The organism is Dyella subtropica (assembly GCF_026283965.1).
GTDB lineage: Bacteria > Pseudomonadota > Gammaproteobacteria > Xanthomonadales > Rhodanobacteraceae > Dyella_D > Dyella_D subtropica.
In genome coordinates, this window is record NZ_JAPDPD010000001.1 from 1 (window position 1) to 18,893 (window position 18,893).

20 protein-coding genes are annotated in these 18,893 nt (G+C 61.6%); 7 read left to right on the forward strand and 13 right to left on the reverse strand.

The genetic code is table 11. The features are described from left to right. Nucleotides 1–180: 180 nt before the first annotated feature. From OUZ45_RS00005 to fliO, 12 genes are all read right to left on the reverse strand, one after another. The gene (locus OUZ45_RS00005) at nucleotides 181–870 is read right to left on the reverse strand and encodes a type III secretion HpaP family protein (RefSeq protein ID WP_266167802.1); all 690 of its coding nucleotides are present in this window, start codon (nucleotides 868–870) and stop codon (nucleotides 181–183) included. Between the two features lie 67 nt (nucleotides 871–937). Then, nucleotides 938–1,417 carry a hypothetical protein gene (locus OUZ45_RS00010; protein ID WP_266167803.1) on the reverse strand — a complete coding sequence of 160 codons (480 nt, stop codon included), beginning with the start codon at nucleotides 1,415–1,417 and terminating at the stop codon, nucleotides 938–940. After that, nucleotides 1,414–2,742: a FliI/YscN family ATPase gene (locus OUZ45_RS00015; protein WP_425601657.1), complete on the reverse strand. Its 1,329-nt coding sequence runs from the start codon at nucleotides 2,740–2,742 to the stop codon at nucleotides 1,414–1,416. The genes OUZ45_RS00010 and OUZ45_RS00015 overlap by 4 nt, the downstream gene beginning before the upstream one ends. Then, the gene (locus tag OUZ45_RS00020) at nucleotides 2,735–3,373 is read right to left on the reverse strand and encodes a FliH/SctL family protein (protein WP_266167805.1); all 639 of its coding nucleotides are present in this window, start codon (nucleotides 3,371–3,373) and stop codon (nucleotides 2,735–2,737) included. Before OUZ45_RS00020 ends, OUZ45_RS00015 begins: the two co-directional genes overlap by 8 nt. Before the next feature lie 27 nt (nucleotides 3,374–3,400). Then, a complete protein-coding gene (locus OUZ45_RS00025) occupies nucleotides 3,401–4,051 on the reverse strand; it encodes a hypothetical protein (protein ID WP_266167806.1) in 651 nt (216 codons plus the stop codon). Further along, nucleotides 4,041–4,826 (reverse strand): type III secretion system inner membrane ring lipoprotein SctJ, encoded by a 786-nt coding sequence (sctJ, locus tag OUZ45_RS00030; RefSeq protein ID WP_266167807.1) that lies wholly within the window; start codon nucleotides 4,824–4,826, stop codon nucleotides 4,041–4,043. Before sctJ ends, OUZ45_RS00025 begins: the two co-directional genes overlap by 11 nt. Before the next feature lie 9 nt (nucleotides 4,827–4,835). Continuing rightward, a complete protein-coding gene (locus OUZ45_RS00035; protein WP_266167808.1) occupies nucleotides 4,836–5,231 on the reverse strand; it encodes a hypothetical protein in 396 nt (131 codons plus the stop codon). 32 nt (nucleotides 5,232–5,263) lie between these two features. After that, nucleotides 5,264–5,605 (reverse strand): hypothetical protein, encoded by a 342-nt coding sequence (locus OUZ45_RS00040; protein ID WP_266167809.1) that lies wholly within the window; start codon nucleotides 5,603–5,605, stop codon nucleotides 5,264–5,266. Between the two features lie 44 nt (nucleotides 5,606–5,649). Further along, complete coding sequence (locus OUZ45_RS00045; RefSeq protein WP_266167810.1) at nucleotides 5,650–6,987, reverse strand: FHA domain-containing protein; 1,338 nt, start codon at nucleotides 6,985–6,987, stop codon at nucleotides 5,650–5,652. 538 nt (nucleotides 6,988–7,525) lie between these two features. Continuing rightward, complete coding sequence (sctC, locus tag OUZ45_RS00050) at nucleotides 7,526–9,412, reverse strand: type III secretion system outer membrane ring subunit SctC (protein ID WP_266167811.1); 1,887 nt, start codon at nucleotides 9,410–9,412, stop codon at nucleotides 7,526–7,528. A 95-nt stretch (nucleotides 9,413–9,507) separates the two neighbouring features. Further along, nucleotides 9,508–11,589, reverse strand: a complete 2,082-nt coding sequence (sctV, locus tag OUZ45_RS00055) for a type III secretion system export apparatus subunit SctV (RefSeq protein ID WP_266167812.1) — start codon at nucleotides 11,587–11,589, stop codon at nucleotides 9,508–9,510. A gap of 298 nt (nucleotides 11,590–11,887) precedes the next feature. Continuing rightward, the gene (gene fliO, locus OUZ45_RS00060) at nucleotides 11,888–12,217 is read right to left on the reverse strand and encodes a flagellar biosynthetic protein FliO (RefSeq protein WP_266167813.1); all 330 of its coding nucleotides are present in this window, start codon (nucleotides 12,215–12,217) and stop codon (nucleotides 11,888–11,890) included. Nucleotides 12,218–12,513: 296 nt separating this feature from the next. Between fliO and OUZ45_RS00065 the strand changes: the two genes are divergently transcribed. The 6 genes from OUZ45_RS00065 to sctT are packed head-to-tail and all read left to right on the forward strand — an operon-like array spanning nucleotide 12,514 to nucleotide 16,963. Next, a complete protein-coding gene (locus tag OUZ45_RS00065) occupies nucleotides 12,514–13,602 on the forward strand; it encodes a sensor histidine kinase (protein ID WP_266167815.1) in 1,089 nt (362 codons plus the stop codon). Further along, nucleotides 13,602–14,198 carry a response regulator transcription factor gene (locus OUZ45_RS00070; RefSeq protein WP_266167817.1) on the forward strand — a complete coding sequence of 199 codons (597 nt, stop codon included), beginning with the start codon at nucleotides 13,602–13,604 and terminating at the stop codon, nucleotides 14,196–14,198. The genes OUZ45_RS00065 and OUZ45_RS00070 overlap by 1 nt, the downstream gene beginning before the upstream one ends. Further along, complete coding sequence (locus OUZ45_RS00075; RefSeq protein WP_266167818.1) at nucleotides 14,199–15,239, forward strand: hypothetical protein; 1,041 nt, start codon at nucleotides 14,199–14,201, stop codon at nucleotides 15,237–15,239. Then, the gene (sctR, locus tag OUZ45_RS00080) at nucleotides 15,226–15,891 is read left to right on the forward strand and encodes a type III secretion system export apparatus subunit SctR (protein ID WP_323137490.1); all 666 of its coding nucleotides are present in this window, start codon (nucleotides 15,226–15,228) and stop codon (nucleotides 15,889–15,891) included. The genes OUZ45_RS00075 and sctR overlap by 14 nt, the downstream gene beginning before the upstream one ends. Before the next feature lie 14 nt (nucleotides 15,892–15,905). Next, nucleotides 15,906–16,172: a type III secretion system export apparatus subunit SctS gene (gene sctS, locus OUZ45_RS00085; RefSeq protein WP_266167820.1), complete on the forward strand. Its 267-nt coding sequence runs from the start codon at nucleotides 15,906–15,908 to the stop codon at nucleotides 16,170–16,172. Continuing rightward, nucleotides 16,172–16,963: a type III secretion system export apparatus subunit SctT gene (gene sctT / locus OUZ45_RS00090; RefSeq protein WP_266167821.1), complete on the forward strand. Its 792-nt coding sequence runs from the start codon at nucleotides 16,172–16,174 to the stop codon at nucleotides 16,961–16,963. The genes sctS and sctT overlap by 1 nt, the downstream gene beginning before the upstream one ends. Before the next feature lie 470 nt (nucleotides 16,964–17,433). On the opposite strand, the gene sctU is transcribed toward sctT, so the two are convergent. Beyond that, the gene (sctU, locus tag OUZ45_RS00095) at nucleotides 17,434–18,507 is read right to left on the reverse strand and encodes a type III secretion system export apparatus subunit SctU (RefSeq protein WP_266167823.1); all 1,074 of its coding nucleotides are present in this window, start codon (nucleotides 18,505–18,507) and stop codon (nucleotides 17,434–17,436) included. A 134-nt stretch (nucleotides 18,508–18,641) separates the two neighbouring features. On the opposite strand from sctU, the gene OUZ45_RS00100 reads away from it, so the two are divergent. Continuing rightward, nucleotides 18,642–18,893: a hypothetical protein gene (locus OUZ45_RS00100; RefSeq protein ID WP_266167824.1), complete on the forward strand. Its 252-nt coding sequence runs from the start codon at nucleotides 18,642–18,644 to the stop codon at nucleotides 18,891–18,893.

Here is an 18,893-nt window from a genome sequence, read left to right on the forward strand (position 1 = left end):
CGTCGCTTGCATGCGCAAGCTATTAACCGTGCTCAACGCCATGGTTCGCGACAACGCCTCGTGGCATCTGGAACATGCGACATCCGCTTGACTGCCAACACAGTTGCTCACCTCAATCCTCTCCCCGACGGGGAGAGGAGGCCAACGCAAAAGGCCACGCTCATGCGAGCCCCCCCCCTGTCACGCGAGCAGCGTGGGAACGATTTCCAACACACCAAGCCTGCTCTGCGCGAATCGTTCGATCAGCTGCGGCGCCCCGTCGAGCAGACTTCGGTAAGCCGTGCTGGAACGCGTGTCAGCGCGCAATGTCCAACCCGTGCTGGTACGACTCAGCCACAGCTCGGTACCAGGCAGCAGGCCATCCTTGAGGGTGATCATGATCTCGTGCGACTGCGCCGAGCTGCGGCTGCTTGCGTCGGGTACCAGCAGTTGTTTCACATGCCGCTCAATCAGTTCGGCAAGTGCCGGCGCCATCGCTGCCCGGCTTGCTCCCGGCTGCTCGACCGTCTGAAAGAAGAGCGCCTGCTGTGTCTGATGCAAGGCCTGCATACCGATACTGGCCGCGTTCTGTCCGTCGCCACGCTCATCGCCTTGTTGGCCATCGTCATCCCCATCATCCTGGTGTCGCGCCAGCGCGCCGAGCGAGCGATCCCCGCTCTCGCTCAACTGGCGTTGCAGCAGCTCGCGCAGGGCCTGCTCCTGATCCGGCGACAGTGCATCGGCATCCATGGCGACGGCGGCGTCTGCGTTCGCATCGGCACCATCCACCCGCCCTGCCTGCTTGGCATGCATCAATGCGCGGAAGCGCTGCACGTTTTCGTGCTCGCCTTCGTTATGGCCATGGGCCGCGTTCGCGGGCCTGCTTTTCACGGGAGTGTCCTGCATGACACGCCGGGTGGATGAGGGTGACGTAGAGGATGGCGTATGCATATGGACCTCAGTGTGACTTTGTATGGCTCAGCATCAGCTCTTCCACGCTGTGCTCCTCGCGCAATGCCTGTTGGTTGCGCGCTTCGCGCAACCAACCCTGTTTCATTTCACCCAATGCGTCCAACTTGTTGCGCGCCTGTTGCCAGGCGGTGGCCGCCTCTTCCATGGCGGCCTTTGCCTGGGCACGCTCGCGTTCGCTGGTTTCCAGCTCGGCATGCCGCTGCTGGATTTGCTGATCCAGCAGGGCAAGATGCCGCTCATGCTTGTTCAGCGCCTCACCTAGGAGCTGCCCGCCCTCCAATAGCTGTCGCCACGACGTTTCGGCAAATGCCTGTCGTTCCTGCGTCGCCTGCTCGCATCGCGCTGCCGCTTCCAGACGCTGGTGCTCAGCGCGCTCGTATTGTTCGCGGCAGTGCCGCAGCGCCGCTTCCAACTTGTGCAGGCGTATTCCTCTTACCGTGCATAAGGGCTCCAGCGGAAACCTCATGAGCAGACTCCGATCAATTGGTTGCGTGTGGCGATGAATTCAGCCGCCTCGTGCGTGTCCTGCCGCAACAGCTGATTGATGGCATCGATACGCGCGATCGCGGCATCCGCATCGGCGTCGCCACCTGGCTTGTATTCGCCCAATTGCAGCAACATCTCGATCTCGCGGTATTTGGCGAGGTAGCGCCGCAGCAGGCCGGCGGCGCGCTGATGCGTCGGCGGCGCCACGCGCGGCATCAGGCGGCTCGCGCTGGCGAGCACGTCGATGGCCGGATAGTGATCGGCCTGCGCCAATCGGCGGGAAAGATAGATATGGCCGTCCAGAATGGAGCGCACTTCCTCGGCAATGGGATCGCTGCCGTCCTCGTCTTCCATCAGCACGGTATAGAACGCGGTGATCGAACCGCTCTCGTTGTTGCCGGCCCGCTCGAAGAGTCGCGGTAGCGCGGAGAATACCGAAGGTGTGAAGCCGCGCCGCGAGGGCGGCTCGCCCATCGCGAGGCCGACATCGCGCAGTGCACGCGCAAAACGCGTCACCGAATCCATCATCAGCAAGACATTCATGCCGCGGTCGCGGAAGTATTCGGCGATGGCCGTGCCAAGCCAGGCCACGCGGCTGCGCTCCAAGGCCGGACGGTCCGAGGTGGCAACCACCAGCACGCTGCGTTGCAAGCCCTCCTCGCCAAGGCTGTCGTGCAGAAACTCGCCCACCTCGCGACCGCGCTCGCCAACCAGGACAATCACATTGACATCCGCTTGCGCCTTGCGAGCCAGCATGCCGAGCAAGGTGCTCTTGCCGCCGCCGGCCACCGCAAAGATGCCGGTGCGCTGGCCACGGCCGATGGTCAACGCGGCATCGATCGCGCGCACACCGGTGGGCAAGGGCTCGTCGATCGTTCGTCGCGCGAATGGGTTGGGCGATGCCGCATACAACGGCACGCGCTCCACGTTCAACAAGGGGCCCAGTCCATCCAACGGATCGCCATGTGCATCGATCACGCGGCCGAGCAGGCTCTCGCCCGCCGGTGCGGTGGCTTGCTTGCCGGTGGCCGTGACCGTGGTGGCGGTGGAAATGCCCTCCAGTGGACCCAGCGGCGTAAGCAGCGTCTGTTGGTGGGAGATGCCGACGACCTCGGCCGGCATGCTGAAACCGGTGTCGTCCTGTTCCAGCAGGCATAGTTCGCCGATGGCCGCGCGCACTCCGGTGGCGCGCACCAGGGTGCCGTAGGCCTCGGCGACGCGGCCTACGCGCTGCAGGGTGTCGTGCCGGCTCAGCGCGCGCAGCAGTGGATCGTCAGCGCCCGAAAGCTCGACATCGTCAGGCATCCGCGCGCTCACGCCGCCCTCCCGTGGTCTTCTCCGCGGCGGCCAGAATCACGCGCGCCTGTTCGAGTTGTTCGTTGAAACCCGCGCGCACGATGCCACCCGCGGACTCGATGATGCAGTCAAAACGATCGAGATCCGCATCGCCGATGATCTCGATATCCGGCGCCGCGGCCGCTCCCAGGGCGGCCACTTCGCTACGCGCCTGGACAACGATATCCGGGTGTACGCGCACCAGCAGATGGGGCTCGAACACCAGCTTCTGCATGGCTTCGGCAACCAGCGAGGAAACCAGCCGCTCGGCGCCGATGGCCGGAGCGATATGTTTCACCACGCCAATGGCGATATCGCTGGCACGCTTGCGCAAGGCCTCCGTTGCCGCGGTGCGCGCCTGCGCCAATGCCTGCAATGCCTGCGCGCATTCACGCAGGCCACGCTCGCGTCCTTCCACCAGTCCATCGAACTTTGCTTGCGCGAAGATCTGCTCTCGCTCGATTTCGGCCTGGCGCAGCAAAGCATTGGCCTGTTCGACGATGCGTTGGGCCTCGGTCAGCGGCGTCCATGCTGCCGCTGGAATCACGCCGGTTTCGAGGTACATCTGAAAGCGATCCTGATCGGCAACCAGTGCGTTCATTCGAGTCGTCCTTCAGCGGTCATGGACTTAAGTCGACACTTCGGCATCGTGCATGGAAAGCAACATCGGCACGGTGGACGCGGGTAGCCAGCATGCTTCACTGCATGGCCGCGCGGGCGGGGATGCATATGCCAGCGCCAATCGCGCCGCCAGATTTTCATCCCGCCGTTCGGCGTGGCCGATAAATTCGATTTTGCCGCGCTCATGGATCTCGGCGGCGAGTGCAAGCGCGTCGCGGCCGCAGCACTGCAACAGGGCCTCGCCCCTATGCCGCACGGCTTCCGGCGCTGGACCTTGCCATGGGTCCACACTCTGTGCGCGTCGCCAGTTTTCGGCACCCAGCGCGCTGCGCACGAACAAGACGGCATTGCGTTCCACGATCATCCGCAATGCCGGGGCCAGGGCTATCCCGCCCAGCGTCAAGGTGAAGGCATGCAAACGCTGTTGCGTCCATTGCAGCCACGGCTCCGCGTTTTGCCACAGTTGCCAGCGCTCGTGATTTGGTGCGAACACGCTTGGTGCATGGCGCAGCGCGGTCCGCGCCAGATACCGGCGGCCAAGCCCGGACTGCCGTGCCTGCTGCAGCAATGGCTCCGGGAGATCGCCACAATGCGCAGGATGCAGGCTATCGAGCAGCGCCCGCGCATGCTGTTGGCGCAAGCGGCCTTCAGCGTTCATGGGACGCGGCCGAACGGCTCAAGGTGCGCGGGCGGCTACTCACCAGCGCACTACGATTGCGCCATAGCAGCAGGCCGGCCAGCAGTAATACGAATACGGCGAAACCCATCAGCACCAGCGAGGCCAGATCCCCCCGAAAGCTGCCATGACCGCCCAGGCCGGACGCGAGTTCGGTGGGTGCGCGCAAGAAGAACTGCACGGTGACGCGGCTGGGGTCGGTCAGGCCTTCGGTGCCGTTCATCACGGCAGCCTTGATATCCGTCGCACGTCCTTCGATGCCGGCATTGGGGCGGGCAATGATCACCACGGAGGCGGAGCCGCTAGGCGGCTTTTCCTCGATGGGGTTCTTTTCGGGGATGGACAAATAGACATACGCGTCGACCACGCCGTCGAACTGCCGCAAGGTATGGCCCAGTTGCTGCTCGCGGGCGTAGGTGAAGCGCTGCTTGTCCTCCAGCGGCGAGGAAACAAAGCCATCCTTCTTGAACATCTGGTTGATGTTGTCGACGCCCTGGTGCGGCAAGCCCGCGTCCCGCAGCAACGCCACCGCGGCCGGCAAGTCGTGGCGGTCCAGCACCACCTGCCAGCCATCGCCCCGTTCCGTGGGGCGCTTGTCGGCGTCGATGCCTTTGTTGAGCAGGGCCGCAACGACCTCGTTGGCCTGCGGCTCCTCCAGCTTGTTGTACAACACCTCACGCGTACAGCCGACGAGCAGCCCTAATGCAAGCATCAGTGCCGCTAGTCGCCTGGTCTTGCCTATCGTCCACGTCGGCATCGCGCAGTCTCAGGATTGCTGTCGGAAGAGTTGTTGCACGCCCTCGGAGCTCTTGTTGGCGACGTTGGTGGTCAACTCCGCCTGAAACACCATCTCCTGGCAACGCATCGTCATATCGATGATCTGGCTGGGCGCCAGATCGCGGCCGCTGCTGCGCATGGCATCAGCCAACTTGCTCAGCTGGCTGGCATGACCGTTGAGCGAATCGAACTGGTTGAGCACCGCCTTGAATCCCGCCGAAAGCTCCTGCGGTACCGGCGCCACCTGCTCTGCATTGACCGGCGCGGCATCGGCGAAGCTTTGACGAAACCGCGCGATGTCATCGACATGCGCCGGCGCGGTGGCGGCGGGTTGCGTCGCCGTGAAATCGGCGACGTTGACCATTTGAGTCGGAAGCACATTCATAACAAAACCCCCACCTGGTTAGCCGCGTATGACTACTTCTGTCCCAGGCTGTTGAGGGCCTGACCGATCGCATTGGTCGACGTCGACGCACTGGTCGACAGGAACTGCATCTTCAAGCTCTCCGCGGTCAACTGCGTCAGCACCGACGGGCTGTCGGAAGGACCGTTGGTACCCGAAGAACTCACCTGGTCGGACAAGGTGGTGACTTTGTTGGCCTGTTGATCGAGCGCGCTACCCCATGCCTTGGCCATGGCCTCGAACCAGCTATGGGATTGATCGGCACTGGCCGAACGGCCAGCCGAAGCCGCGCTGTTGCCGATCATGGTATTGACGAACTGGCTGCTGTCGCTTGCGTTGATCGTATTGCTGCTCATGGTCGTCTCCTGGTCATGGGCCTCACCGAAAGGCGGGCTCTGGGTTAGTGCTGCGGATGAATCAACGGCGACGGGGCATGGGCGCCTGCGTCGCGATGTTGAGTGGAGTTGTTGCTTGCGTTGTTGCTTGCGTTGTTGCTTGCGTTGTCGTGACCGGTGCGCTGCTGGTCGGCCTGCATCAGCTGCGCCATGGCGATCGAATCCATCACGCCCAACGGATGCGGCGCAAGGTATTGGTCGTCCTTGTTCAGTTGCATATAAGTGTCGTCGGGCATACGCAGCAGAATATTGTCGCCCTCAGTGACGCCGACAAAGATGCCCCCCTGCGGCAGCACGCCATTGGGGTAGTAGCGCGATTCGTCGCGGGTCACCACGTAGCTGTCCGAGCCGCCGTTGACATGCCGGATGCGTTTGCCCTGATCCAGCTTGGGCGCCTCGGGCTTGCGCTCGTCGAAATTACCCAGCGCGAGATTGAAGCCGATGTCGGCGTTGAGGTTCTGCATATCCGCCGAACCGAGCACTTCCTTCTTCACCCGGTCGGCCGTGCCCGGATCGCCAAAATGGCCATCGACCTCGATCAGCCCTTGATCCAGCAAGCGCGTCTCTACCGTGTAGCTATGCATGCCGAAAATGTCCTTCACCTGCTTGGCGACACTGGGCCAGTCGCGCACCGTCAGCGAGGTCATCAGGCCGGCCGCCGAGAGTTTCCGCCTGAGCTCGGTCAACTGCGCGGGATTGCCGACCACGCCGCGCACGACCAACCGATCGCTTTCGTCGACGTGGGCGACGACGTGCTGCAACGACATCTGCCGCAGAATGCCCCCCGCCAGTTCCAGCTGTTCACTGCTGCTGCGCCGGTGGGTGAGTGTCGGATGATTGACCTTCCAGCTGGCCATTAACACCAGCACCGCGAACACCAGCAGCAACCCGGCTATCGCCAATACGCCACGCCTGCGTCTGGCCATTTGTTGCTCGGCCACGGTGGCGCCGCTATCACCGATGGCATCGGCAAGGCTCTGCCAGCGCTCGCTCCAATGCGGCCCCACCGCGAACTGCACACCACCCAGGCGCACCATGGTGAAATGTTCGAGGCTGACGTTTTCGCCCTCGGCAATGCGTCTCTCCTGGGCATCCACATCGCCTTGCAGCCTGCGCAGCAGCACCTGATCGCCGACCACCGTCAGCACGCAGTGATGCTCGCGGATATCGGCATCACCGAGGATCAAATCGCAGTCGTCGGCCTGGCCGATCATCAAGATGCCGCGCTCAGGCAGACGGAACTCGGCACCGGCATGCACGCCGCTGAACACGCGCAAGCGCAACTGCGCGTGAGGCGATGATCGCTCCACGTTGCGGCTTCGGTTGGCGGGTTGGCTGCTCATGGGTTTTGGCCTCCTCTCCCCTCCGGGGAGAGGATTGAGGTGAGGGGCGGGTGCTCGCGATGACCTCTCATTGTCGTCACCCCGGCGTAGGCCGGGGTCCAGTGGCGTTGCCGTTTGATGTTCGCGGTATCGCGACCTAGCTCGCCTGCCGCGGGCTTTCGAACCGCTGCCGCGGTCCGAGTCACTTTTCTCTGTTTGGCCAGAGAAAAGTAACCAAAAGAGAGGCCACCCCGGTTACGCGCCCTCCGGCTTCGCCTGCGGATCCGTGAGGGCTGGCCGGGCTTTTCGACACGACGTCCCTGTCGTGTCGAAAAGGCGCAGGCATCCATGCCTGCGCCCCCTGCGGGGCCTGATCGTCCAGCCCTCACCGCTGCACAGGGGCCCCCGAAGATCAAGAGCAAAACCATGGCTTGCTTGAAGGTAGTTGCATTCTGCTGGTTCGAAAGAGCAGCTCCATGCCGACGCGAGATATGTACAAGAGACAGCTCCCGCGAAGGGATAGATGGCTGAATTCGCGCTGCACACGCAACCATGGCGTTCATGGCCGATGCGCCTCCGGCGATGGCTGCGGCTGTGATGCCGGCGCCGATGCCGGCTGGTCGAAATGCCACCGCCCCTGCTTCTCGATCTGCCGCGCATCGGTCTGCTGCTGCGTTTCGATCGTCACCCCAGCCGAGCTAGGTGTCTGCTGCCCGGCGATGCGATTGAGCGCAATCAAGCGTGGCGTAATCAGAAACAACCGCTCGGTATGCGCTCGCTGCTTTTGCACCGTCTTGAACAAATAGCCCACGAGCGGCAAATCGCCGAGCACCGGAATTTTTTGCTGCGCGTTGTTGCCCTTGTCCTGGATCAGGCCGCCAAGCAGCAGCCCTTGGCCGTCCTGGATCACCGCCTGTGTGTTCACCGCGTTGTTGCTGACGATCGGGTACTGCACGTTCTGGTTGTCGGCGGCGGAATAGCTGATGTTGCCGTCGTCGATCTGCACCATCATGCGAATCTGCATGCCACCGTTTTCCGACACCATGTGCGGCGTCACACGCAGCGTGGTGCCGGCAACGACGTTGTACAGGTCGGAGTTGTACGCACCCGATACCGGCACATAGACCGTCTGGTTGCTCTGAATGACCGCCTCGGTATCGTTCATGGTAATCACCTGCGGATGAGTGATCACATGGGTGACACCGTTACTCTCCAGCGCATCCACATTCGCGATGAAATGCCCAGGGTCGCCAAGAATGGCGCCGATCTGTCCGCCACCACCAAACAAGCTGGTCAGTGCCGAAAGGGCCTCGCCGTTCTTGCCGCCCAGCAAGGCACTGGCGAGTTCCGCTTTGGACTGATCCGCCGTCGTTTTCCCGTTGGCCGTGGTAAATCCGGCGGTAATGCCATGGTTGCGATAGAACCAATTGACGCCGAGCGAGCGCGCTTTGTCCTTGTCCACGTCGATAATGGTGGCTTCGATCTCCACCATCTGCGGCGCCACATCGAGATTGCGGATCAGCTCGTCATACATCGGCAAGCGATCAGCGGTGTCGCGCACGATGACCGCGTTGCGAAAACTGTCGGCGACGATGCGGCTATCGCCATTGCCTTGAATCGCTTCCACCCTGCCCTGCGACGACGCGAGCGGCGCGTTCGGCGGCGTCAGCCCGTCGTCGCTATTGCTCGGCACGGGCGCGGTGTAGTTGCCCAGCGGCGGTGGCGGTTGTTGGCCCATGCCGGCTAAACCCTGGCCGCGCAGTCCCTGTTGGCGAGCGGAGATCAAACGCTCACGCGTGCCGCCGAACGCACCGTTGCCCGCAGACCCGACCAACTCACGCAGCACGGAGGCCACGCCCGGAATGGTGACCTGGCGGTTACCGATGGTGATCGTCGTGTCCGAGGCCCAGGCGTATTTCAGCGGATAGAACTTGAATCGCGTATCGCCGCCCTGGCCAAGACCGGAGATGGTCTGCGCCAATTGCCTGACCTGATCGATAAACCGCTTGCTGCCGGTGATCATCACCAGGCCCGTGCTCGGCTCCAGTTTCCAGACGTTTCCGCTGGGGACATCGGCCCAGTTCACGCTGGCCATCGCGGCCAGGAACTGCTGCTCCACCGGCAGCGGCACGGTGGTGTAATCCGTCTGCCGTTCGGTATCCAAGTACACATAAACCGACGAACCGTCCCAGTACCCCAGCAGGCCGTTGCTGTCGGCAACCTTGCGCCAAACCTGCGCATAACTGCCCTTGAATTCGCCATTGAGCGTGCCCGAACGCGCCGCCACCTGCGGACTCATGACCACTTCCAGCCCCTGGTCATGGAAGAACTCGGGCAAAAACTCATGCAGTGGCTTGTCGCTCTGAATACCTACCGGGCCTTTCTTGAAGGGGATCGGTACGGCCATCGCCGTTGCGCTCAGCAACATGCCAGCCAGAAACAGCACTCCTGCGGTCCGCGGCTGAAGTCCTGTCAGCCATCCACCGAATCTTCCACGGCGCTTCATCAATTCATTCACACTCTGATCCAATGTCTGCCACCTCATGCGGCGAGTTGTCCAATCGGCACCAGACGCAAGTCAGGTACCAGTTCCGGATAAGAAAGCACGGGAATATCGGCGTACTCGGCCTCGGTCAGCTTGCGCAAGTGACGACGCACATCCGTCGAACTCAGCAGCACCATCGAAGCGCCATGTTCGCCACGAGCGTAATCGCCGATCTGGGCCAGCAGCCGTGTAGCGAGATCCGGTTCCACCGCCAGCTGAGCGCCGGCAGGACCGTTGTGCACCGAACGGCGCAATCGCTCCTCCAGTTCGGGCCGCGCTACCAGCACGCGCAACACGTGGTCATCGTCGGCATAGCGATAGCTAAGATGGCGGCGTAGTGACATGCGTACGTATTCGGCGACCAGCACGATGTCTTTTTCGCGACTGGCGGCATCGGTAATCGCCTCGAACACGTCGCGCAACTGGCGGATCGGTACGCGCTCCTCCACCAACCGCTTGAGCACATCGGCGACGCGCTGCGGCGAGACCACGCGCAGCATCTCGCGCACCAGATCCGGGTAGTCGCGACTCAGGCCATTGGAAAGATTGGACGCCTCCTGAATACCGACGAACAGCGACAGATGACGCTCCACGGCAAGGCGGATGTGCTCGCGCAACATCTGCGGCGCTTCGAGCACGCGCCCGGCCTGGGTGGATTCACGTGCGACCCATTGGCCGGGAAACCCAGTGATCCCCTCTTTGACTAACGCACCTTTCTCGTGCGCGCCCTCCTCCTGGCTTTGTGCCGGTAGCGCGACACGCCCAGGCAGGAACACCGCTTCCGGCTTGAGCACGCCGTAACCGATGCGCACGCCGTAGGCATACAGTGCATACCCCTGATCGGGCAGGTTCAGTCCCGCACGCAGCGCGGGCTTGGGCAGCGGCACGCCGTATTCCTCGCGCAAACTGCCCACCACCTGGCGAAACAGATCGCGCACCTGATTGCTGCCCAGCGCCTGCAAGGCGGACATGTGTACTTCCAGCAACAGCGCCGGCGGCGGCATCAGTGCATCCGTGTCGGACACATCCGGCGGCAACAGCTCGGCCTGGCTCTCTGGCACCTTGAACACCTTGCGAAAGAAGCCGATCCGCTCCCGCATGCGCCACGACGCCATCACGATCATGGTGAGGCCGATGGGCAGGAACACCACGATGGGAAAACCCGGCACCAGCATCATCCCCAGTGCAATGCAACCGAGGATCATCATCACGCGCGGCTCACCGGAGATCTGCCTGCCGATGACCGCACCGAGGTTGCGGTCCTCCTCATCGCCGGCGGTACGCGTAACGATCAATCCGGCGGAAATGGAAGCGAGCAAGGCGGGAATCTGCGCCACCAGGCCGTCGCCGATGGTCAGCACGCTATACGTATGCGTGGCGTCATCCAGGCTCATGCCACGCATCATCACGCCCACCCCCAAGCCGCCCAGCAGATTGATCACGATGATCACCATGCCGGCGATCGCGTCGCCCTTGACGAACTTCATCGCGCCATCGAGCGAGCCATGCAGCTGGCTTTCCACCTCAAGCAAGCGCCGACGCCGGCGTGCCTCGTCTTTCTCCAGCAGGCCCGAGCGCAGATCGGAATCGATCGACAACTGCTTGCCGGGCATCGCGTCCAGCGAAAAACGCGCGGCCACCTCGGCGACTCTTTCGGCGCCCTTGGCCACCACGATGAACTGCACCACGGTGATGATCAGGAACACCACCAGGCCGACGATCAAGTTGCCGCCGACGATCATGTTGCCGAAGGTATCGATGATCTTCCCACCGTCGGCGTTGAGCAGGATCGACCGCGTAATAGCGATCGACAACGCCAGGCGGAACAGTGTCGTCAGCAGCAGCACGCTGGGAAAGCTGGAAAAAGCCACCGGCGTGGGAATGTAGATCGCGATCAGGAGCAGGCCCACACCAATAAGCATGTTCAAAGCGACCAGCGCGTCGATCGCCACCATCGGCAAGGGCAGGATCATCAGGCCGATGATCGCCACGACGCCGGCCACAAGCACCAGATCGCTATAGCTTCGCGTGCTTCCCGTGTTAGCGCTTAGCCGCGAAAGAATCGACTCGAATGCCATGACTCGCGAATTCCCTTGTCGTGGCGAACACACTCGACTTGCCAAGGTGGCAGCAGCGTGATGTCCATGGGGATTTAATGTAGGTGGGTAACGCAAACCTACCAGCGTTTCCGAAAATCGAAACCTAGGGAAGACCCTAGGGTGCTCTTCACATGCCATCGGCCGTCGCCGATTCATAAATAGTGAATTCAATAGACAACTACAAAAATATTCCTCGCATGTGTCTATTGCTTCTCAATTCATTCGTCATCATTCGTGAAAGGCATCACGCTCTCATCGTCACATAAATTTCACGTTGTCATTGGGAACTATCACTCGCATGCAATTCGGCGATCAGCTCAATCTTGTTCGGCGTCACACCCAACACCAGTCTGCGGCCCTGTGCATCGAGCACCACCACACGCTCACGCGCACCCACGGCGACGGCTTGAACCACCTTCAACGGCCCACTACCGCTCAATGCCTTGCCTCGCCGCAGCCACCAGAACATGGCCACCATGGCTGCCGTCACAGCAATCAAGGGAACCAGCAGGCTCAACATCACGCTGCCGCCATCCGACGCTTCTGTCGCAAACGCGATGCTTGGCCAAGGTAGGAGGACAAGCACATTGCGAAGCAAATTCTTCATGGTATCTTCCGGCTCCCGTTGAGGTCAGCTTAATGATTCGTAGCGACCAAACATATCACCGACAGCTGTTTGAATAGTTTCCACAGCATCGTTTCAAATGATCGTTTACTGGACTCACTTGATACGAACCTAATCAGCACATACTAATCAGCACATAAGTGGTAGCCATGCTTCCGCCAGGGATGTTCTAGTCTTTTTACGAACCTGGCTCTCCCCGGCCGTTCCCGCATAGGTCAAACAGCTATCGTCTCCCCTGCGTGACGGTGGATTACCTGATTGCTCAAGGATTGGTGACTATGCCTGCGCTAAGGTATCGGAAAGAAGAGCACCGTCATGATGCCGTTCAAGCCGATGGACAGGGCCACGCGCTGATCGAAGTGTTGCCCTGGCCATGCATCGTATTCCAGCGTGATGGCGACACCGCGCTGACGTGTAATGCCGCGTTTCGCGAGGAATTCCCGCAGCTGGAGGCTCTACCGACGCGCCATGCGTTCGAGAGCGCTTTCGATGTGGCGGGCGAACAGGCTGGCGCGCGCATTTATTACGCGCCGGATACACGCCGCTGGTATCGCATGGAACGTCGCGAGCTGGGTCTTGGTGAACGTGCGGACGCGCTATTCCTCACCAATATGAGCGATTGCATCGAGGTGCTTCGCCGTCACCGCGAACAGCATGAGCAGCTGCTCTCCACATCGCGGATGATGAGCGTGGGCGAGATGGCTACGACGCTGGCACACGAGCTGAATCAGCCGTTGTCCGCCGCGATCAACTATCTCGCCGGTTGCGAGCAAATCGTCGACGCCGAGCCGGCGGGCAACCGCCTGCGCCAAGGTATCCATCTGGCGAAACGACAGACCGAGCGCGCCGCGCAGATCATCGGCAGCATCCGCGAGTTCGTGCGAAGCCGCGAACCTCATCGGCAGAACCTGGATGCCCGCGCGCTGATCCAAGGGGTCATCGAATTGTTGCGACTGGAAGCGGAGAAGTATCAGGTACTCATTGTCAGCACGCTTCCTGACGATCTGCCGCCGATCTTCGCCGATCAGGTGATGATCGAGCAGGTGCTGCTGAATTTGATCAAGAACGCGATCGAGGCGATGCACGGAACGCCACCGGGGCGCCGCAACATCCAGGTGTCCGCACGGCTGGACTACGACGACATGGTGGAGATACGCGTGGTCGATCAGGGCTGCGGCATCGACGACAACGGCATGCGCAGGCTGTTCTCACCGATGTACACCACCAAGCCCGATGGCCTGGGTATTGGCCTGGCGATCTGCCGCTCGATCGTCGAGTACCACGAGGGCCGCCTGTTCGCCGAGCCCAATCGCGAAGGCGGGGACGGTTCCGCACTGATATTCACGGTGCCGCGAGGATTGGTGTGATGACGGCCGCGACCGACACCCGCATCTATCTGGTCGATGACCATCAGGAGTTTCGTCAATCCTGCGTATGGATTCTTGAACAAGCGGGCTTCCAGGTGCGCGATTTTTCCAGTGCACAAGCCTTGCTGAAAGAGCTGGCACGTGAGGCGCCACCGGCGCGAAGCTGCATCGTCAGCGACATCCGCATGCCTGGAATGAACGGTTTGGAACTGCAGGTCGAACTGGCCCATCGCGGCACCTCGATACCGCTGATCTTCGTCACTGGACACGGCGACGTGCCGCTGGCGGTGAATGCCATGCGCCACGGCGCCGCCAATTTCATCGAAAAGCCGTTCGACGCACCGTTACTGATCGATGCCATCCAGACCGCATTGACCCATCACGCGCCGCAGGCCGCATCCAGCGCACTGACCAACCTCACCCGCCGCGAACGGCAGGTGCTGGACGGCGTCATGAGCGGCAAGCTCAACAAGGTCATTGCAGACGAATTGAGCATCAGTCCAAAGACGGTCGAGCTGCACCGCTCCAATCTGATGGCCAAGCTGGGTGCTCATAATGTGGTTGAGCTGACCCGGGTCGTGCTGGGGCAGCACTGAATGCTTCACGACACCGCCTTCCTGATGGATAGAGACGACGTGCACGTCGAGCATGATGAACTGCTACGCGAGGCTGCACGCGCGCTATTGATGCGCGGCAACGTGTTGCAGCTTAACGATCACGGCGCATTGGCCTTGCATGCCGGCGTCGGTCAACGCCATGCCGCCGCCCTTCCCTGCGTCTGTCTCGACAGTGCGCAAGGCCGATTGCTGGTGGCGCTGGAACGCGAGCCGAACGCGAGCCCGCTAGGCGATGCGCACTGGCAGGACTATGTGGGCGAGGCACGCCTGCTCGCCTGGTCGTTGGCGCATGAGCCGCTGCTCGACGCACTCGGCAAGATATTCGGCGGTGGCTTCATGGCCACCCAGACACTGCCTGCCGGCACGTCTGCAGGCGTGCTGTGGCTGGCACTGAACTGGCACGACGGGAATGATCAGTCGCTGCAAGGCTGGCTGGGCCTGGGCAGCGCCGAAGTGCGTCTGCTGACCGCGTGCGCCGAATGGAAACGCGACGCCTCACGACTGGCCATGCTGGGCGACGCGACGGCGCTGACGTTTGACCTGGTGCTGCCCGGGCGTGTGCTGGATCCGGTGACAGCCTCGGATTTGACGCCTGGTGACGTGCTGCTTATCGGCCGGGAAGCGGACTGCGATGCGCGACTGCTACCCGATCGTGATACCTCACGCAGCATGTTCGGCCTGCCTGATGGCTGGGCAGTGCAGCGCCGGCAAGGACAATGGGCGATTGCCGCCAAACCACTGTTGTCCACGCCTATGTTGTCCACGCCGGCCGACCCGAACATACCGTCCAGGCCGCAGTTTCATTTGACCCGGCTCACTCTGAGCCCGGATGAAGTGAGCACATTGCAGCCGGGCACCGTGCTCCATTACGACGCGCAACTGCTCGGCAGCACCGTCGGCATTTCGCTGGATGGGCACCGATTCGGCGTGGGCGTCGTGCTTGCGTTAGGCGAATGGTTGGGCGTGCGCATGACGCAAAAGGATCTTACCTACAAGGGCGGCACACGTGGATTTCAGTAGCTTCTCGCCTGCGCTGATCATCACCATGGTGGTCGCGCTCGCGATGGCGCCATTCGTGGCGGTGATGGTGACTTCGTTTACCAAGATCGTGGTGGTGCTCAGCCTGCTACGCAACGCGCTTGGGCTGCAGCAAGTGCCGCCCAACGTGGTGCTCAATGGGCTTGCGATCATCCTTTCGGTTTACGTGATGAACCCGGTGATCGTGGACACCTACCGTAACGTGCAGACGCAAATGAGCACGCAAGCGCCAGGGCCGATGACGATGGATAAACTGGGAATGGTCGTGCAGTCGGGCAAAGAGCCGCTGCGGCAATTCCTGATCAAGCACAGTCACGAGACCGAACGCGGCTTCTTCCTGCAAAGCGCGAAGCGGCTGCTGCCACCGGATCGACAAGGTGAACTTGATGCCAATGACTATCTGGTGATCATGCCGGCGTTCACCGTCAGCGAATTGACGGCGGCCTTCCAGATCGGCTTCCTGTTGTTTCTGCCATTCCTGGTGATCGACCTGGTGGTATCCAACATCTTATTGGCGATGGGCATGATGATGCTGTCGCCGACCATGGTGTCGCTGCCGTTCAAGCTGTTGCTCTTCGTACTGCTCAGCGGCTGGGCCAAGTTGATTCACGGCCTCGTGCTCACCTATCAGTAGAGAGGAATCCTGGCATGTACGATCAGGAGATCCAGCTCGCGCGCGAGGCTCTGTGGCTGGTGCTGGTGTTGTCGGCGCCACCGATTCTCGCCGCGGCCATCGCAGGTCTCTTCGTGGCGTTTCTACAGGCAGCCACGCAGATCCAAGAGCAAACCTTCCCTTATGCGGTGAAATTCCTGGTGGTGGTGCTTGCCTTGTTGGGGACCGCGGCGATGCTCGGCGGTACCTTGTTCAAGTTTGCCGACCGCCTGTTCAGCACCTTCCCCGGCATGTTGCATTGATGGCCCCTTTTTCGGTCGACTATCTTGGCAATCAGCTCAACGGCATCGCGCTGACCTTGCCGCGTATCGTTGCAGCCTTCGTGGTATTGCCGCTGATGACGGCGGAAACCGTGCCGGCCCTCGTGCGCAACAGCTTCTACGTAAGCCTGGCGATCCTGGTTTACCCACTGGCAGCCGCCGCCAACCCCAGTACGACGATCATGACCGGCGCCACCTGGATTCAGGTACTTGGCAAGGAAGTTTTCCTGGGCCTGCTGATCGGCTTCTGCTTCGGCACCGTGTTCTGGGCATTGGGCGCTGCCGGTACCGTGATCGACACCAAAGTCGGCTCGTCGATGTCGATGGAGATGGATCCGATCGCTGGACAACAGTCCACGATGACCGGTGTATTCCTGATGCAGCTTGCGACCTGGTTGTTCATGGTCAGCGGCGCCTTCCTGGTGTTTATCGACTTGCTGATGTCCAGCTACGCCGTCTGGCCCGTGGCAAGCCTGCTGCCACCGCTGCGTCCCGGCGGGATGGAGTTCTTCGTCGGCCAATTCAATTACCTGATGACAGCGGTGCTGGTGCTATCGGCACCTGCGCTGGTCGTGATGTCGCTGGTCGATATCGCCTTGGGTCTGGTGAACCGTTATGCGCAACAACTCAATGTGTTTTCGCTCGCGATGCCTATCAAGGCGTGGTTGTCGAGCTGGGTGTTGTTGTTGGCGCTGGGGGCGATGATCGAGGTGGTGATGCGGAAGTTGTATGAGAACCGGGAGTTGTTGGTGGTGCTGAAGCGGATTTTGTAGGGATGCTGCCTTTGCTCCCTCTCCCCCGTTCACCGATTTGTGCACGGGGGAGAGGGTTGGGGTGATGGGTGGGTGCTCGCGACACCGCTTCTACTTCGTCACCCCGGCGAAGGCCGGGGTCCAGTGTCGTTGCTGTTTGGTTGTTGCGATTGCTTGCTCTGGCTCGCCTGCCGCGGGCTTTCGAACCGCTGCCGCGGTCCGAGTCACTTTTCTCTGTTTGGCCAGAGAAAAGTAACCAAAAGAGAGGCCACCCCGGTTGCGCGCCCTCCGGCTTCGCCTGCGGGTACGTGAGGTCTGGCCGGGCTTTTCGACACGACGTCCCTGTCGTGTCGAAAAGGCGCAGGCATCCATGCCTGCGCCCCCTGCGGGGCCTGATCGTCCAGCCCTCACCGCTTCACAGGGGACCCGTCACGGGCTCGCTGACGCATCGCTTTTGCTAAAGCTCACGGCTCTCAGCGACGTGCAGCAACTTACCTCCCCTCCCGCGACTCCCGAATCGACTCCGCCCAGCGCAGCAGCTCCGCCACCGCTTCAAAGAATTCGCCAGGCAGAAATTCATCCACCTCCACTTTTTCGTACAAACCACGCGCCAGACTCACGTTGCGCATGATCGGTACGCCGGCCTCTTCCGCTGCCTGGCGGATCAACGCTGCCTCGTGTCCTTCCCCCTTCGCGACGATGACCGGTAGATCGTCTTCGCCTTGTTCGTAACGGATGGCAATGGCCAGATGGGTGGGATTGGTCACTACCACGCTCGCTTTGCGCACGCCGGCCAAGGTGTTTTGTTGCGACCATTCCTGATGCAGCTGGCGACGGCGCGACTTGATCATGGGGTCGCCCTCGTTTTCTTTCGACTCCTGTTTGATGTCGCGCCGGCTCATCATCATTTTCTTGGTGTAGGCGTGGCGCTGGTAAAACGCGTCCAGTACCGAGACAAAGAAGAATACGAAGATAACGCCGGTGGCAAGCCGCTTCACCGCGATCCACAGCGCCTCCCCCATCGCCTGCGGTGGTGCGTAAGGCAGCTTGACGAACTGGCCGAGCAAAGCGAGCAACACCCACACGAACAGGCCTATCAGCAAGCTGCTCTTGGCAAGAGCCTTGATAACCTCGACCAGGTTTTCCTGCGAGAACAGTCGCTTGATGCCTTCGGTGGGATTCATCCGGCTGGCGTCCGGCTTGATCTTCTTCGGCGCGAATACCGGCCCTACCTGCAAAAATTCAACCACCACGCCAATAGCCGCCGCGCACAGCAATAGCGGCACGGTCAGGAGTAGGAATACCTCGCCCGCAAGCCAACCCACATTGTGCAAGGCCTGATCGAAGGGCTGATGGATGCCTTCCATGACGGTTTCGAACAGCCCGTTCAGTCGCACGCGGATCATGGGCATGCCCATCATCACCATCAGCAGCCAAACCAGCACCAGCGCGGTGCTGGTCAACTCGCGGCTTTTATGGACGTCGCCGTCCCTGCGCGCATCGCGCAACCGTTTGGAGGTCGGCTTTTCGGTGCGATCGCCGCTGTCCTTATTCTGCCCCGCCATAGCCCACCCATCGTGCACGCGCTACGGCAGTGTGCGCCGGCCCTTGGACGGCTGCCACCTAGGGAATCCCCCAGCTCGCACCGTGCAGCAATAGCCTTAAACTCACGCGTGGCATCAAACCGACTCCAGGCGCCATGAACATTAACGAGCTTCCATCACGCCTGCTGCCCCCTACCGGGGTTGATAGTGGGGCGATTCAGGCGCCCGCCGGCCCGGGTGTTTCCACGCAAGTTAATGCGGTCGCCGGCCATCAGCTGTTGGGGCTGGACGTGTGGGCCGGTGCAAGCGCCACCGAACGTTTACTGAGCGGGCGTGGCTCGCTCAATGCTCCCCCTGCCGCGCAGCTCGATCAACTGGCCCACTATATTCTTGCGCCGCTCGATTGA

Coding starts and splice junctions, on each gene's coding strand:
- sctS (WP_266167820.1), top strand. CDS start 15,906: ATGTACGATCAGGAGATCCAGCTCGCGCGCGAGGCTCTGTGGCTGGTG.
- OUZ45_RS00020 (WP_266167805.1), bottom strand. CDS start 3,373: ATGAACGCACTGGTTGCCGATCAGGATCGCTTTCAGATGTACCTCGAA.
- OUZ45_RS00040 (WP_266167809.1), bottom strand. CDS start 5,605: ATGAGCAGCAATACGATCAACGCAAGCGACAGCAGCCAGTTCGTCAAT.
- sctT (WP_266167821.1), top strand. CDS start 16,172: ATGGCCCCTTTTTCGGTCGACTATCTTGGCAATCAGCTCAACGGCATC.
- fliO (WP_266167813.1), bottom strand. CDS start 12,217: ATGAAGAATTTGCTTCGCAATGTGCTTGTCCTCCTACCTTGGCCAAGC.
- OUZ45_RS00075 (WP_266167818.1), top strand. CDS start 14,199: ATGCTTCACGACACCGCCTTCCTGATGGATAGAGACGACGTGCACGTC.
- OUZ45_RS00015 (WP_425601657.1), bottom strand. CDS start 2,742: ATGCCTGACGATGTCGAGCTTTCGGGCGCTGACGATCCACTGCTGCGC.
- OUZ45_RS00035 (WP_266167808.1), bottom strand. CDS start 5,231: ATGAATGTGCTTCCGACTCAAATGGTCAACGTCGCCGATTTCACGGCG.
- sctV (WP_266167812.1), bottom strand. CDS start 11,589: ATGGCATTCGAGTCGATTCTTTCGCGGCTAAGCGCTAACACGGGAAGC.
- OUZ45_RS00065 (WP_266167815.1), top strand. CDS start 12,514: ATGCCTGCGCTAAGGTATCGGAAAGAAGAGCACCGTCATGATGCCGTT.
- sctU (WP_266167823.1), bottom strand. CDS start 18,507: ATGGCGGGGCAGAATAAGGACAGCGGCGATCGCACCGAAAAGCCGACC.
- OUZ45_RS00045 (WP_266167810.1), bottom strand. CDS start 6,987: ATGAGCAGCCAACCCGCCAACCGAAGCCGCAACGTGGAGCGATCATCG.
- sctJ (WP_266167807.1), bottom strand. CDS start 4,826: ATGCCGACGTGGACGATAGGCAAGACCAGGCGACTAGCGGCACTGATG.
- OUZ45_RS00025 (WP_266167806.1), bottom strand. CDS start 4,051: ATGAACGCTGAAGGCCGCTTGCGCCAACAGCATGCGCGGGCGCTGCTC.
- OUZ45_RS00070 (WP_266167817.1), top strand. CDS start 13,602: ATGACGGCCGCGACCGACACCCGCATCTATCTGGTCGATGACCATCAG.
- OUZ45_RS00100 (WP_266167824.1), top strand. CDS start 18,642: ATGAACATTAACGAGCTTCCATCACGCCTGCTGCCCCCTACCGGGGTT.
- OUZ45_RS00010 (WP_266167803.1), bottom strand. CDS start 1,417: ATGAGGTTTCCGCTGGAGCCCTTATGCACGGTAAGAGGAATACGCCTG.